Origin of the sequence: Microbacterium sp. A8/3-1, from assembly GCF_040267695.1 — a bacterium.
GTDB lineage: Bacteria > Actinomycetota > Actinomycetes > Actinomycetales > Microbacteriaceae > Microbacterium > Microbacterium luteolum.
In genome coordinates this window covers 1051675-1064772 of the sequence record NZ_CP158357.1, presented here as the reverse complement: position 1 = coordinate 1064772, position 13098 = coordinate 1051675, and the positions used below count along the sequence as shown (strand labels likewise).

The following is a 13098-nucleotide window of genomic DNA, read 5'->3' as shown; positions in this document are numbered from 1 at the left end:
GGTTCCTCGGCACGGAGATGTCGGGTGGCTTTCTACTGGTGGCCAGCGCAGGCGATGTTCGCGGGAGTGCCCGCGCGCCCGAACCCTGCTGTATCCGCTCCTCTTGAATGCGCTCGCGCGTCACATGGATTCGCGAGTCTAAACAAAGAAGGAGAGACCTCTTGGAAGGTCCTGAAATCACCGCCACCGAGGCCGTTCTCGACAACGGCCGCTTCGGCACCCGCACCATCCGCTTCGAGACCGGCCGCCTCGCGCAGCAGGCTCAGGGCGCAGTCGCCGCCTACCTCGACGGCGAGACCATGCTCCTCTCGGCCACCAGCGCAGGCAAGCACCCGCGCGAAGGGTTCGACTTCTTCCCGCTGACGGTCGACGTCGAGGAGCGCTCCTACGCCGCCGGCAAGATCCCCGGCTCGTTCTTCCGTCGTGAGGGCCGCCCCTCCACCGAGGCGATCCTCGTCTGCCGTCTGATCGACCGCCCGCTGCGTCCGTCGTTCGTCGACGGCCTCCGCAACGAGGTCCAGGTCGTCATCACGGTGATGTCGATCGCTCCCGGCGAGTTCTACGACGCTCTCGCCATCAACGCCGCATCCGCGTCGACGCAGATCTCCGGTCTGCCGTTCTCGGGTCCGGTCGCGGGTGTGCGTCTCGCATTCGTCCCCGGTCACGGCGACCACGGCGACCAGTGGGTCGCCTTCCCGACCGCCGAGCAGGTGTCGGAGGCCGTCTTCGACCTGATCGTCGCCGGTCGCGTCGTCACCAAGGCCGATGGCACGGAAGACGTCGCCATCATGATGGTCGAGGCCGAGGCGACCGAGGGCAGCTGGAACCTGATCAAGGCCGGCGCCACCAAGCCGAACGAGGAGATCGTGGCCCAGGGCCTCGAGGCCTCGAAGCCGTTCATCGCTCAGCTCGTCAAGGCTCAGGCCGAGCTCGCCGCGACCGCGTCGAAGGAGCCGGGCGTCTACCCGGTCTTCCCGGCGTACAGCCAGGAGGTCTACGACTTCGTGGCCGGCCGCTCCTACGACGAGCTCGTCGGCGTGTACCAGATCGCCGACAAGACCGAGCGTCAGACGGCCGACGACGCGATCAAGGACCGCGTCAAGGCCGAGCTCATCGAGGCCACCGAGTCGGGTTCGCTCCCGGCCGCGGCCCCGCTCGAGTTCTCCGCCGCCTACAAGTCGGTCACGAAGAAGATCGTCCGCGGTCGTATCCTCACCGAGGGCGCCCGCATCGACGGCCGTGGTCTGGCGGACATCCGTCCGCTCGACGCCGAGGTGCAGGTCATCCCGCGCGTCCACGGCTCCGCGATCTTCCAGCGCGGCGAGACCCAGATCCTGGGTGTCACCACGCTGAACATGCTCAAGATGGAGCAGCAGATCGACTCGCTGTCTCCCGTCACGAGCAAGCGCTACATGCACCACTACAACTTCCCGCCGTACTCGACCGGTGAGACCGGTCGCGTCGGTTCGCCGAAGCGTCGCGAGATCGGGCACGGCTTCCTCGCCGAGCGCGCCCTCGTGCCGGTGCTGCCGAGCCGCGAGGAGTTCCCGTACGCGATCCGTCAGGTGTCCGAGGCGCTCAGCTCCAACGGCTCGACCTCGATGGGCTCCGTCTGCGCGTCGACCCTGTCGCTGCTGAACGCGGGTGTGCCGCTGCGCGCTCCCGTCGCCGGTATCGCGATGGGACTCGTCTCCGACGAGGTCAACGGTGAGACCCGCTACGCGGCGCTGACCGACATCCTCGGTGCGGAAGATGCACTCGGCGACATGGACTTCAAGGTCGCGGGTACCAGCGAGTTCGTCACGGCCATCCAGCTCGACACGAAGCTCGACGGCATCCCGACGCAGGTTCTGGCCGGCGCGCTGACCCAGGCCCGCGAGGCTCGTCTGACGATCCTCAACGTCCTGAACGCCGCGATCGACGCTCCTGACGAGATGGCGCCGACCGCGCCGCGCGTCATCAGCGTGCAGATCCCGGTCGACAAGATCGGCGAGCTGATCGGGCCGAAGGGCAAGACGATCAACGCGATCCAGGATGAGACCGGCGCGCAGATCTCCATCGAGGAGGACGGCACCGTCTACATCGGCGCGACCGACGGCCCCTCGGCCGAGGCCGCGCGTGCGCAGGTCAACGCGATCGCCAACCCGACCAACCCCGAGATCGGCGAGCAGTTCCTCGGAACCGTCGTGAAGATCGCCACGTTCGGCGCCTTCGTCTCGCTGCTGCCGGGCAAGGACGGTCTGCTCCACGTCACCGAGGTGCGCAAGCTCGCCGGTGGCAAGCGCGTCGAGAACGTCGACGACGTCCTCTCGGTCGGTCAGAAGATCCTCGTGAAGATCACGAAGATCGACGACCGCGGCAAGCTGTCGCTCGAGCCCGTGCTCGACGATGCGCCCGCCGCCGAGGCCGCTCCCGCCGAGGACGCAGCCGCCGAGTAAGCTCCACGCTCGAACCGAACCCGGGTCCGTCCGCACAGGACGGGCCCGGGTTCTGTCGTTCACGGCGTGATCAAACCGTTATCGGAAGTTTTCGCGCCGTTCCCTGGATTGGTCGGGACGTTCGCCGAAGTCGCTTACCCTCGAAGTACGCACCGGGGGGTGCACCACAAGCAGTGACGTAGGTCGGAACGCAACCGATCGACGCGGGGGTGAGAGTATGCGGTTGTTCAGCGTAGGCGCGGGAGCGTCGGACGAGCGAGCCCACGGGGCCGCTGAGCCCGCCTCCATCGAGCATCCCTCCGCGCCGATCCCCATCGTCGGACCCGGCGTCGGCGAGACCGTCCGCACGCCACTCGGCGAGACCGGATTCGAGACCTTCCCCCTGATGCTGGGCGCGGCGGAGTTCGGCTGGAACGTCGACCTGGAGACGAGCCACGGCATCCTGGACCGCTACATCGAGTTCGGCGGCAACGCGATCCACACGGCCGACGGCTTCTCCGGAGGTCGCAGCGAGCACATCCTCGGGCAGTGGCTGCGCTCACGCGGGCAGCGCGACCGGGCGATCCTGAGCGTTCGCATCGGCGCTCACGCCGACAACCCCGGGCTCGGCTCGGTGAACCTCGTCCGTGCCGTCGAGGGCTCGCTGACGCGTCTCGGAGTCGAGCGCATCGATGTGCTCTACCTCGACGCCACCCTCGACAGGACGACGAACGTCGAAGACACGCTCGCCACGGTCGAATGGCTGAAGGACGCCGGCAAGATCGGCGTGGTGGGCGCGTTCGGCTTCGCACCCGAGAAGCTCGTCGAGGCGCGGATCCTGGCGTCGGCGGGCTACCCGCGCATCGAGGTGATCGACGCGCCGTACAACCTGCTCCGTCGGCAGCCGTTCGAGGGCGACCTGCGCCTCGTCGCAGGGGCGCAGAACCTCGCGGTCACGCCCTCGCACGCACTCGAACACGGTTTCCTCTCGGGCCGCCACCGCAACAAGGCGCTCGCATCGCAGGGCGTTCGCGGCGAGCAGCTGCGTGGTCATCTCAACCGCCGGGGCATCAAGATCCTCCGCGCGCTGGATCAGGTCGCCGCCGAACTCGCGGTTCCGGTGGCGGCGGTCTCGATCGCCTGGCTCCTGGCGCAGCGCACCGTCGCAGCCCCGATCGTGAACACCTTCGCGACCGAGCACGTCGACGAGCTCATGCAGGGCGCGGGGGTCACGCTCTCGCGCACCCAGGTCGCCGAGCTCACACGAGCCGGCAACTGAGCATCGTCCCACCCGTGACATAGGGTGGAAGGGAGGTCCGGCGGATGCTGGCGATGAAGCGAGCGAGTTTGTGACGCATTACATATATCTGGTCAGACATGGTGAACATCAGGATGCCGAGCACGGCCTCGCCGACGGTCCCCTCTCGCCGCGCGGGCAGCGGCAGGCCGAGCTGATCGCCGATCGGCTCTCCGGTCTCCCGCTCGACGCGGTCTGGCACTCGCCGCTCCTGCGCGCGAACGAGACGGCCCGTGCGATCGCCGGTCGGCTCCCGTCCGTCGATCCCGAACCGACCGCTCTGCTGTTCGACTGCGTCCCCACCGGGATGACGGAAGAGACTCCTGCGGCGTTCGAGCCCTTCTTCGGGTCGATCTCCGACGCCGAGATCGACGCGGGTCGCGCACAGATGGCCGACGCGGTCAACGAATTCCTCATGCGCAAGAACGGCGAGGTGCATGAGGTCCTCATCACGCACAACTTCGTCATCTCCTGGTTCGTCCGCGAGGTGCTCGGAGCGCCCGAGTGGCGCTGGATGACCCTCAACCAGGCCCACTGCGGATTGACGATCATCGCGCAGAAGCAGGGTCGGCCGTGGACGCTGCTCAATCACAACGACACCGGGCATCTGCCGTTCGAGCTGCGCACCGGCATCCCTGACCCGATGCCCGTCTGACGCCCCGCGCGCCCCGGTCGCAAGCGGTCGCCCGCTCCATAGACTGGACGCATGACTTCGCAGGTAGCACTCGTCGGCGGAACCGGGAAGCTCGGGAAGATCATCCACGCGGTGATCGATGATCTCGAGGGCTTCGAGGTGAGCCGCGTGCTGACCTCGTCGAGCGATCTCTCCGAGCTGCACGGTGCCGACCTCGTCGTCGACGCGTCGACGCCGCAGATCAGCATCGACGTCGTCCGTTCCGCCGTCGAGCGCGGCATCAACGTCCTGGTGGCGACCTCGGGGTGGTCGGCGGAGCGGATCGCGCTCGTACGACCGCTGGTCGAGGCCGCGGGTACCGGCGTGGTCTTCATCCCGAACTTCTCGCTCGGGTCGGTCCTCGGCTCGGCCCTCGCGGCGGCGGCAGCACCGTTCTTCGGCTCGGCCGAGATCATCGAGGCGCACCAGGAGACCAAGATCGACTCGCCGAGCGGCACAGCGGTGCGCACGGCCGAGCTCATCGCGGCGGCGCGGGCCGAGCAGGGACCGGTGAGCGCGCCGCACGCGGATCAGCGCGCCCGCGGTCAGCAGGTCGGCAGCGTGCCGATCCACTCGCTGCGTCGCCCCGGCGTCGTCGCCAAGCAGGAGGTCATCCTCTCCGGCCCCGGCGAGTCGCTCACCTTCACGCACGACACGGTCGATCCCGCCCTCGCCTATGCGCCGGGCATCCGCCTCGCCGTGCCGTTCGCGCGCGACGCGAAGGGCGTGATCGTGGGGCTGGAGCACATGATCGACATCGGCATCCGCTCGTGATGTCGCGGATCGGCGTCGGCCTGATGGCCGCGGCGCTGCTCGTGTACCTCGCCGTCGCCATCTGGCTCGCCGTGATGTTCATCTCGGTCGGCACCCCCATCTCGATCGGCATGGGGATCACGCTCGTCGTGCTCGCCCCGATCGGCGCGTGGGCGCTCGTCCGGGAGATGCAGTTCGGTTTCGCCGCCGACCGCCTCGGACGCACGCTCGACGCTGAGGGAGGGATGCCTCCCGTCGAGACCGAGCTGACCCCGAGCGGACGGATCGCCCGCGCAGACGCCGATCCGCTGATCGCGCGGTATGCGGCCGAATCCGATGCCGCATCGGGCGATTGGCGTGCCCGGTATCGGCTGGGCGTCGTCCAGGACGCGGCCGGTCGACGGAAAGACGCCAGGGCCAGCATCCGCGAGGCGATCCGCCTCGCGCGACGCTGACCCCGGCGACGAGCGGTATCAGCCTCAGGCCAGCGTGGCCTCGAGGGTGATCTCGATGCCGGCCAGCGCCTGAGACACCGGGCAGCCGGTCTTGGCCTCTGCCGCGATCTCCTGGAACTTCTCCGGCGACAGGCCGGGGACGACCGCGTTCACGTTGAGGTGGCTGCCGGTGATCCCGACCCCGGGCTTGAACGTCACCGACGCGCTGGTGTTCACCTTCTCCGGCGGGGTGCCGTTCTCGGCGAGGGCGTGAGAGAGCGCCATGCTGAAGCAGGAGGAGTGCGCCGCGGCGATGAGCTCCTCGGGCGTCGTCGTCGTGTCGCTGCCCTCGCTGCGCGCCTTCCAGTTGATCGGGAAGGTGCCGAGGTTCGACGAAGAGAACGCGACGGTGCCCGACCCCTCCATGAGCGATCCGGTCCACGTGCTGGCGGCTTCGCTGGTGACGGGCATGATTCCTCCGGTTCTCGCGTCCCGCTCGGTGTGCGGGGTGCGTCGCGGCCAGCCTATCGACCGGGCCGGGCCGACGGAACAGCGATCAGGCCGTGGAAGCCGCCCGGCCGATGATGCCGGCGCGCTGCAGCAGCAGGTAGAGCTGGCATCCGAGGCAGAAGGCGAAGGCGGCGTTCAGGAACGCGGCGATGAAGGCGGCGGCCGTGGCGATCGGGAGCGCCCACGGAACGCCGATCAGATGCAGGACCAGGCCGATGCCGACGACGAAGAGTCCGACGCCCTGCGAGAACCGCGGCGGTCGGGGATCTTCGAGTTCGGCCGGCGGCGCGAGGCGAGGCCGCACGAGGCGGCGGAACAGCACGCCCCAGGGAGCGGTTCCCGGCGACACGACGCTCCACAGGAACAGGAGGGCGATGACGACGGTGACGAGGAAGCCCGGGTCGAGGGCGCGCTGGGTGAGCGACGCCGAGGTGATCGCCCACGTGCCGGGGACGAAGGTCGCGTCCGCCAACGGCTGGTAGGCGAACCAGCCGGTCGCCTGCGCCGTCGAGATGCCGATCAGCGCCAGGAACGTCGCCACCAGCAGGAGGACGGCCGTGATCGTGGCGGCGAAGCGCGGGCCGCGCGGATCGATGCCTGCGGGAGTGGTCATGGGTGCTCCAGTCTTCGCGCCTCAGACGGAGGCGACGGCTTCGGTGAGGGCGTGACGATGCGGGACGCCGTGGAAACGCGCCCGGACGGCGCCGGAGCCGTCGATCACGAAGGTCGTGGGGGTCTGCAGCACCTTGTACCGGGCCGACAGGTCCGGTCGATGGGTCAGATCGACCTCGATGTGGCTCAGACCGTCGTGGTCTGCGGCGTAGGCGTGCAGCATCCGCCGTACTTGAGGGCAGCGCGCGCACATCTCCGTGCTGAACTGCACGAGCGTCGCGCGGGAGCCGAACTCGGCCGCAGCGGCATCCGCCCGGTCGAAGCGGAGCGCGCCGGCATCGAGCCTGCGCCCGTCTCGGCGGCGCAGGGTCACTCCGATGATCGTGGCGAGCACCAGGAGTGCTGCCGCGATCCCTCCCGCGAGCGCTGGCGACATGCGTCGAGAGTACGTCGCCCGGAGGGGGTCGAGGGCCGATGTTTCCGACCGTGACGATCGGCACGCGGTGGGACGCCATCCGCCCGGAGCCCACAGCCGACAGGTATCGTGGCTGTCATGAGCGCAGCCGTCCCGACACCCTACGAAGACCTGCTCCGCGACGTGCTGGAGACCGGCACGCACAAGTCGGATCGCACGGGCACGGGCACCACCAGCGTCTTCGGACGGCAGATCCGTTTCGACCTGTCGAAGGGCTTCCCGCTGATCACCACCAAGCGGGTGCATTTCAAGTCGATCGCGTACGAGCTCCTCTGGTTCCTGCGCGGCGATTCCAACGTGCGGTGGCTGCAGGAGAACGGCGTCACCATCTGGGACGAGTGGGCCGACGAGACCGGCGATCTGGGTCCGGTGTACGGGGTGCAGTGGCGCTCGTGGCCGACGCCGGACGGCGAGAGCATCGACCAGCTCTCTCAGGTGATCGAGCAGATCCGTCAGTCCCCGGACTCGCGCCGCCTCATCGTGTCGGCCTGGAATCCGGCCGACATCCCCGACATGGCGCTCGCTCCATGCCATGCCCTGTTCCAGTTCTACGTCGCCGACGGCCGGCTGTCGTGCCAGCTGTACCAGCGCAGTGCCGACATGTTCCTCGGCGTGCCGTTCAACATCGCGTCGTACGCCCTGCTCACCATGATGATCGCCCAGCAGGTCGGTCTCGAGCCCGGTGATTTCGTCTGGACGGGCGGCGACTGCCACATCTACGACAACCACCTCGAGCAGGTCCGCGAACAGCTGACGCGCGAGCCTTTCGCCTATCCGACGCTGCGCTTCGCCCGCACCCCGGAGTCGATCCTCGACTACCGCTACGAGGACTTCGTCGTGGAGGACTACCAGCACCACGCCCCGATCCGCGCGGCGGTGGCGGTATGACCTGGGTCGGCCTGATCTGGGCGGAGGCGCACGGCGGAGTGATCGGCGCCGAGGGCGGGATGCCGTGGCACGTGCCGGAGGACCTCGCACACTTCAAGGAGGTCACGCTCGGCGCCCCGGTCGTGATGGGCCGCAAGACCTGGGATTCCCTGCCGGAGCGGTTCCGTCCCCTCGAAGGACGCGAGAACATCGTCATCACCCGCCAGCAGGACTGGGCTGCCGAGGGTGCGCATCGTGCGGCGAACGTCGCCGAGGCCGTCCGCGGCAAGGACAGGGTCTGGATCATCGGCGGCGCCGAGATCTTCCGCCTCGTGATCGGCGATGCCGATCGGCTCGAGGTCACCGAGATCGAGCTCGACGTCGCAGGTGACGCGTACGCGCCGTCCAAGGCCGGGTGGCGACTCGTCGACGAGGGGGAGTGGCGCACCTCTCGGACCGGCCCCCGCTACCGCTTCCTCGGGTACGAGCGCTGATGCCCACCGCACTGATCACGGGAGCCAGCGCCGGCCTCGGCGCTGAGTTCGCCCGGCAGCTCGCTCGGCGCCGTGCAGACCTGATCCTCGTCGCCCGTTCGGAGGATACGTTGAACTCGCTGGCCGCCGATCTGCGGAGCGAGTTCGGTGTGGCGGTGGAGGTGCTCGTCGCCGATCTCGCCGACGACGAGGGCGTCACGAAGGTCGCCGATCGGCTGCGGGATGCCGGAGACCCGATCGATCTGCTCGTCAACAACGCCGGCTTCGGACTTCCCTTGCAGTTCGCGGACAACGACATCGATGACGAGGTCCGGCACCTGCGCGTCCACGTGGAGGCGTCGATGCGGCTCATGCACGCGGCGCTGCAGACCATGCGCGGTCGCGGCGGACGCATCATCAACGTCGCGTCCGTCGCCGGATTCATCTCCCGCTCCACATACTCCGCCTGCAAGTCCTGGCTGATCGGATTCAGTCGCTGGGCGAACGCCGAGTACTCCCGTGACGGTGTCTCGGTGACCGCGCTGTGCCCCGGATTCACGCACACCACGTTCCATGAGCGCATGGGTCTCGCGGTGGGCCAGGAGGGCGTTCCCGACCTCATGTGGTTGAACGCCCGCGATGTGGTGCGGGCGGGTCTCCGGGATGCGGCTCTCGGGCGCTCCGTGTCGATCCCGTCGCTGCGCTACAAGGCGATCGTGGCACTGACGGGCATCCTTCCGAGCGCGCTCACGTCCGGCGTCGCGCGCCGTGGTCGCGTCTGATCGGGCCCGGCGCATGGGATGGTTCCGCAGGAGACGCGATCCGCAGGACGCGAACGAGATCCTGCGGCAGTACAACGAGGCGGAGGCGGTGCGCCTCGCCGCCTTGGCGAACGGCGTGACGACGACGCGGGAGGAAACCGCATTCGTCAGCGCAGCCGGCGGTGCGGCCCAGCTCGCAGTCGAGGACGTCTTCACCATCACGGGCCGCGGCCAGGTCGCGACCGGCACCGTGACGACCGGGACGATCCGGGTCGGCGACGCCGTGGTCGTTCTCCGGGACGGGGCCCCGGTCGCCGACACGGAGATCACCGGCATCGAGATGTTCCGCAAGCATGCGGACGCGGCATCCGCCGGCACCATGATCGGGGTGCTGCTGCGCGGCAGGACCGACGTGGCCCGTGGGGACGTCATCCGGGTCGCCTCGTCTGGGTGAGGGGCATCCGAACCGATACGCTGGTGGCATGACGCACTCGGGCAACCCCTTCGGACAGGTTCTCGTCGCGCTCGTCACTCCGATGACGGCCGACGGCGAAGTCGACTGGCCCGCCGTCGAGAAGCACATCGATGACGTGATCACCGCAGGCGCGGACGGCATCGTCGTGACGGGAACGACAGGCGAGACCTCGACCCTGACGGACCCGGAGAAGCTCAAGCTCGTCGAGGTCGGGAGGTCCGTATCGGCGGGCCGCGCCAAGATCATCACGGGCGGCGGCTCGAACGAGACCGCGCACGCCATCGAGCTGTACAAGGCCAGCGAGAAGGCCGGCGCCGACGGCATCATGATCGTCACGCCGTACTACAACAAGCCGACGCAGGCGGGCATCCTCACGCACTTCCGGCTGGTGGCCGATGCGACCGATCTGCCGGTGATCCTCTACGACATCCCCGGCCGCACCGGCGTGCCGATCAAGTACGAGACGATCCTCCGCCTGGCGAAGCACCCCAACATCCTCGCGGTGAAGGACGCCAAGGGCGACTTCTCCGAGGTGAGCCGCGTGCTCAACCAGACCGATCTGATGTACTTCTCCGGCGATGACGCGAACGTCCTCCCGCACCTCGCGATCGGCGCGACGGGCCTCATCGGCGTCACAGCGAACGTCGCGGCAGCTCCGTACCGCACCATCATCGACGCGGTGAACAACGGCGACCTGGCCACGGCGACCGCAGAGCACAAGCGTCTCGAGCCGCTCGTGCGCGCGGTGATGACGCATGTGCCCGGCACCGTCGCGGCCAAGTACATCCTGCACGGCCTCGGTCGCATCTCGAGCCCGCGCGTGCGCCTTCCCCTGGTCGGTCCGGAGGAGTGGGAGGCCGCTCTCATCGAGGACGAGCTCGACCTCGTCAAGGATGTCCCCGGCGCCGATTTCTCGAACTTCCGACCCGACCGCAATGCGGCTGCGGGTGGTGCCCTGCCGAAGGTGCACGGCACGACGCGCTGAGCCGCGTCGCCACGAACGAACGGACGCGCACAGTGTCCGACTGAGGAGACAGCATGTCCATCCCCCTGTCAGAACCGTCCGCCCTCGACGAAGGAACGCTCCGGGTCATCCCGATCGGCGGCCTCGGCGAGATCGGCCGGAACATGACCATGTTCGAGTACGACGGCAAGATCCTGATCGTCGACTGCGGCGTGCTCTTCCCCGAGGAGCACCAGCCGGGTGTCGACCTGATCCTTCCCGACTTCGAGCCGATCCGCGACCGCCTGGATGACATCGTCGGCGTCGTCCTCACGCACGGTCACGAGGACCACATCGGGGCCGTCCCGTATCTGCTGCGCCTGAAGAGCGACATCCCGCTGATCGGGTCGGGCCTGACGCTCGCGCTCGTCGAGGCGAAGCTCAAGGAGCACCGCATCAAGGCGTTCACGCTCACGGTCACCGAGGGCCAGGAGGAGCGCGTCGGCCCGTTCGACCTCGAGTTCGTGGCGGTCAACCACTCGATCCCGGATGCTCTCGCCGTCGCGATTCGCACCCCCGCCGGCATGGTTCTCGCCACCGGCGACTTCAAGATGGACCAGCTGCCGCTGGACGGCCGGATCACCGACCTGCGGGCGTTCTCCCGTCTCGGCGAGGAGGGTGTCGACCTGTTCCTGGTCGACTCGACCAACGCCGACGTGCCCGGGTTCACTCCCACCGAGCGCTCGATCGGACCGGTTCTCGACCAGGTGATCGCCAAGGCTCCCCGCCGCGTCATCGTGGCGAGCTTCTCGAGCCACGTGCACCGTGTGCAGCAGGTGATCGACGCCGCGTACGCGAACGGACGCCGCGTCGCGTTCCTCGGTCGCAGCATGGTCCGCAACATGACGATCGCCGAGCAGCTGGGCTACCTCAAGGTCCCTGCGGGCGTGCTGATCGACTACAAGAAGGCCCGCGATCTCCCCGACGACCAGATCGTCTACATGTCGACCGGATCGCAGGGCGAGCCGATGGCGGTCCTGAGCCGCATGGCGAACCTCGACCACGCGATCGAGGTCAGCGAGGGCGACACCGTGATCCTCGCCTCCAGCCTCATCCCCGGCAACGAGAACGCCGTCTACCGCGTGATCGACGGCCTCACGAAGCTCGGTGCGAACGTCGTGCACAAGGCGAACGCGAAGGTCCACGTCTCCGGTCACGCTGCCGCCGGCGAGCTGCTCTACTGCTACAACATCCTGAGGCCGAAGAACGTGCTCCCCGTGCACGGCGAGTACCGACACCTCATCGCGAACGCCAAGCTCGCCCAGGACACCGGAATCCCGGAGGAGAACACGATCATCGCCGCGAACGGCACCGTGATCGATCTGAAGGAGGGCGTCGCCCGCGTCACCGGGCAGCTGGATCTCGGCTTCGTCTACGTCGACGGCTCCACGGTCGGCGAGATCACGGACGCCGATCTCAAGGATCGCCGCATCCTCGGCGAAGAGGGGTTCATCTCGGTCATCGTCGTGGTGGATGCCGGCACCGGGCGCATCATCTCGGGACCGGAGATCCACGCCCGCGGTGTCGCCGAGGACGACTCCGTCTTCGACGACGTCGCCCCGAAGATCGTCGCAGCACTCAAGGAGGCCGCAGGGAACGGCGTCCGCGACACGCACGCGCTGTCGCAGGTGGTGCGCCGCACGATCGGCCGCTGGGTGAACCAGAAGCTCCGTCGGCGTCCGATGATCGTCCCGCTCGTCATCGAGGCATGACATCCCGCGCGGACGGGCGCACGCACTCACGGCTGACCGACACACCGTCGTAACAGCCGCGCCCTAGGCTCACGACATGTTCTCGGGCTTCTCCACCCGGCGGGCCACGCAACCCGACGCGGTCTTCCTCGGCGACATGCTCGTCGAGGCCGCGAACTGGCGCGCCGGGGGAGTGCGGCCGCGGCACGAGGTGCTGACGTCCGCAGATCACCGCCGATACCTCGCCGGGTGGAAGCGCGCCGCGGACGAGGGACTGATCGCCGTCGGCGACGACGGCGTTCCGGTCGGTGCCGCCTGGTACCGGATGCTGCCGCAGAACGAGCCGGGATTCGGGTACGTCGGCGCCGGTGTGCCGGAGCTCATCATCGGCGTCCACCCTCTCTGGCGGGCTCGCGGCGTCGGTCGTACGCTGCTGCGGGGCATCGTGGAGCTGGCGAGCGCGCAGGGGTACGCGCGCATCAGCCTCAGCGTGGAGCGCGACAACTTCGCGCGCAACCTGTACCGGTCCGAGGGGTTCAACGTCACGGCAGAGGGTCTGATGCGTGACACGATGGTGCGTCGAACGGGCTGAGCCTCGGATGCCGGATCGGCGGAAAGCCGCGTCATTACGGGGATATGTCGGCGGTCCGTCGTAAC

Annotated in this window: 15 protein-coding genes; 12 read left to right on the top strand and 3 right to left on the bottom strand. The window is 68.6% G+C overall.

Features of this window, described 5'->3' with window-relative positions:
• Positions 1-161 precede the first annotated feature (161 nt).
• The 5 genes from ABS642_RS05395 (at position 162) to ABS642_RS05375 (ending at position 5595) form a co-directional block, all read left to right on the top strand.
• Positions 162-2438, top strand: a complete 2277-nt coding sequence (locus ABS642_RS05395; protein WP_282217387.1) for a polyribonucleotide nucleotidyltransferase — start codon at positions 162-164, stop codon at positions 2436-2438.
• A 217-nt stretch (positions 2439-2655) separates the two neighbouring features.
• Positions 2656-3696, top strand: coding sequence for an aldo/keto reductase (locus tag ABS642_RS05390; RefSeq protein WP_282217386.1), 1041 nt, complete (start codon positions 2656-2658; stop codon positions 3694-3696).
• A gap of 70 nt (positions 3697-3766) precedes the next feature.
• Entirely contained in the window at positions 3767-4369 is a 603-nt protein-coding gene (locus ABS642_RS05385) for a histidine phosphatase family protein (RefSeq protein ID WP_116635185.1), read from the top strand.
• Positions 4370-4420: 51 nt separating this feature from the next.
• Entirely contained in the window at positions 4421-5161 is a 741-nt protein-coding gene (dapB, locus tag ABS642_RS05380; RefSeq protein ID WP_282217385.1) for a 4-hydroxy-tetrahydrodipicolinate reductase, read from the top strand.
• On the top strand, positions 5161-5595 hold the full coding sequence (locus tag ABS642_RS05375; RefSeq protein WP_350353406.1) for a hypothetical protein: 435 nt from the start codon (positions 5161-5163) through the stop codon (positions 5593-5595). Before dapB ends, ABS642_RS05375 begins: the two co-directional genes overlap by 1 nt.
• 24 nt (positions 5596-5619) lie before the next feature.
• On the opposite strand, the gene ABS642_RS05370 is transcribed toward ABS642_RS05375, so the two are convergent.
• From ABS642_RS05370 to ABS642_RS05360, 3 genes are all read right to left on the bottom strand, one after another.
• A complete protein-coding gene (locus tag ABS642_RS05370; RefSeq protein ID WP_282217384.1) occupies positions 5620-6045 on the bottom strand; it encodes an OsmC family peroxiredoxin in 426 nt (141 codons plus the stop codon).
• An 85-nt stretch (positions 6046-6130) separates the two neighbouring features.
• Positions 6131-6697 carry a DUF4395 domain-containing protein gene (locus ABS642_RS05365; RefSeq protein WP_350352523.1) on the bottom strand — a complete coding sequence of 189 codons (567 nt, stop codon included), beginning with the start codon at positions 6695-6697 and terminating at the stop codon, positions 6131-6133.
• A gap of 21 nt (positions 6698-6718) precedes the next feature.
• On the bottom strand, positions 6719-7132 hold the full coding sequence (locus ABS642_RS05360; protein ID WP_282217382.1) for a thioredoxin family protein: 414 nt from the start codon (positions 7130-7132) through the stop codon (positions 6719-6721).
• Between the two features lie 117 nt (positions 7133-7249).
• On the opposite strand from ABS642_RS05360, the gene ABS642_RS05355 reads away from it, so the two are divergent.
• The 7 genes from ABS642_RS05355 (at position 7250) to ABS642_RS05325 (ending at position 13033) form a co-directional block, all read left to right on the top strand.
• Positions 7250-8059 carry a thymidylate synthase gene (locus tag ABS642_RS05355; protein WP_350352522.1) on the top strand — a complete coding sequence of 270 codons (810 nt, stop codon included), beginning with the start codon at positions 7250-7252 and terminating at the stop codon, positions 8057-8059.
• Entirely contained in the window at positions 8056-8532 is a 477-nt protein-coding gene (locus ABS642_RS05350; RefSeq protein ID WP_350352521.1) for a dihydrofolate reductase, read from the top strand. The genes ABS642_RS05355 and ABS642_RS05350 overlap by 4 nt, the downstream gene beginning before the upstream one ends.
• A complete protein-coding gene (locus tag ABS642_RS05345) occupies positions 8532-9293 on the top strand; it encodes an SDR family oxidoreductase (RefSeq protein ID WP_350352520.1) in 762 nt (253 codons plus the stop codon). Before ABS642_RS05350 ends, ABS642_RS05345 begins: the two co-directional genes overlap by 1 nt.
• 13 nt (positions 9294-9306) lie before the next feature.
• Positions 9307-9726 (top strand): EF-Tu/IF-2/RF-3 family GTPase, encoded by a 420-nt coding sequence (locus tag ABS642_RS05340; protein ID WP_350352519.1) that lies wholly within the window; start codon positions 9307-9309, stop codon positions 9724-9726.
• A 28-nt stretch (positions 9727-9754) separates the two neighbouring features.
• Positions 9755-10732, top strand: coding sequence for a 4-hydroxy-tetrahydrodipicolinate synthase (gene dapA / locus ABS642_RS05335; RefSeq protein WP_282217377.1), 978 nt, complete (start codon positions 9755-9757; stop codon positions 10730-10732).
• Between the two features lie 53 nt (positions 10733-10785).
• Positions 10786-12462 carry a ribonuclease J gene (locus ABS642_RS05330; RefSeq protein ID WP_350352518.1) on the top strand — a complete coding sequence of 559 codons (1677 nt, stop codon included), beginning with the start codon at positions 10786-10788 and terminating at the stop codon, positions 12460-12462.
• A 76-nt stretch (positions 12463-12538) separates the two neighbouring features.
• Positions 12539-13033: a GNAT family N-acetyltransferase gene (locus ABS642_RS05325; RefSeq protein ID WP_282217375.1), complete on the top strand. Its 495-nt coding sequence runs from the start codon at positions 12539-12541 to the stop codon at positions 13031-13033.
• Positions 13034-13098 lie beyond the last annotated feature (65 nt).

What these genes read in the sequence shown, in the direction of transcription:
- ABS642_RS05390 (WP_282217386.1), top strand. Translation starts at nt 2,656, where the DNA reads ATGCGGTTGTTCAGCGTAGGCGCGGGAGCGTCGGACGAGCGAGCCCAC.
- dapB (WP_282217385.1), top strand. Translation starts at nt 4,421, where the DNA reads ATGACTTCGCAGGTAGCACTCGTCGGCGGAACCGGGAAGCTCGGGAAG.
- ABS642_RS05375 (WP_350353406.1), top strand. Translation starts at nt 5,161, where the DNA reads ATGTCGCGGATCGGCGTCGGCCTGATGGCCGCGGCGCTGCTCGTGTAC.
- ABS642_RS05370 (WP_282217384.1), bottom strand. Translation starts at nt 6,045, where the DNA reads ATGCCCGTCACCAGCGAAGCCGCCAGCACGTGGACCGGATCGCTCATG.
- ABS642_RS05365 (WP_350352523.1), bottom strand. Translation starts at nt 6,697, where the DNA reads ATGACCACTCCCGCAGGCATCGATCCGCGCGGCCCGCGCTTCGCCGCC.
- ABS642_RS05360 (WP_282217382.1), bottom strand. Translation starts at nt 7,132, where the DNA reads ATGTCGCCAGCGCTCGCGGGAGGGATCGCGGCAGCACTCCTGGTGCTC.
- ABS642_RS05355 (WP_350352522.1), top strand. Translation starts at nt 7,250, where the DNA reads ATGAGCGCAGCCGTCCCGACACCCTACGAAGACCTGCTCCGCGACGTG.
- ABS642_RS05350 (WP_350352521.1), top strand. Translation starts at nt 8,056, where the DNA reads ATGACCTGGGTCGGCCTGATCTGGGCGGAGGCGCACGGCGGAGTGATC.
- ABS642_RS05345 (WP_350352520.1), top strand. Translation starts at nt 8,532, where the DNA reads ATGCCCACCGCACTGATCACGGGAGCCAGCGCCGGCCTCGGCGCTGAG.
- ABS642_RS05340 (WP_350352519.1), top strand. Translation starts at nt 9,307, where the DNA reads ATGGGATGGTTCCGCAGGAGACGCGATCCGCAGGACGCGAACGAGATC.
- dapA (WP_282217377.1), top strand. Translation starts at nt 9,755, where the DNA reads ATGACGCACTCGGGCAACCCCTTCGGACAGGTTCTCGTCGCGCTCGTC.
- ABS642_RS05330 (WP_350352518.1), top strand. Translation starts at nt 10,786, where the DNA reads ATGTCCATCCCCCTGTCAGAACCGTCCGCCCTCGACGAAGGAACGCTC.
- ABS642_RS05325 (WP_282217375.1), top strand. Translation starts at nt 12,539, where the DNA reads ATGTTCTCGGGCTTCTCCACCCGGCGGGCCACGCAACCCGACGCGGTC.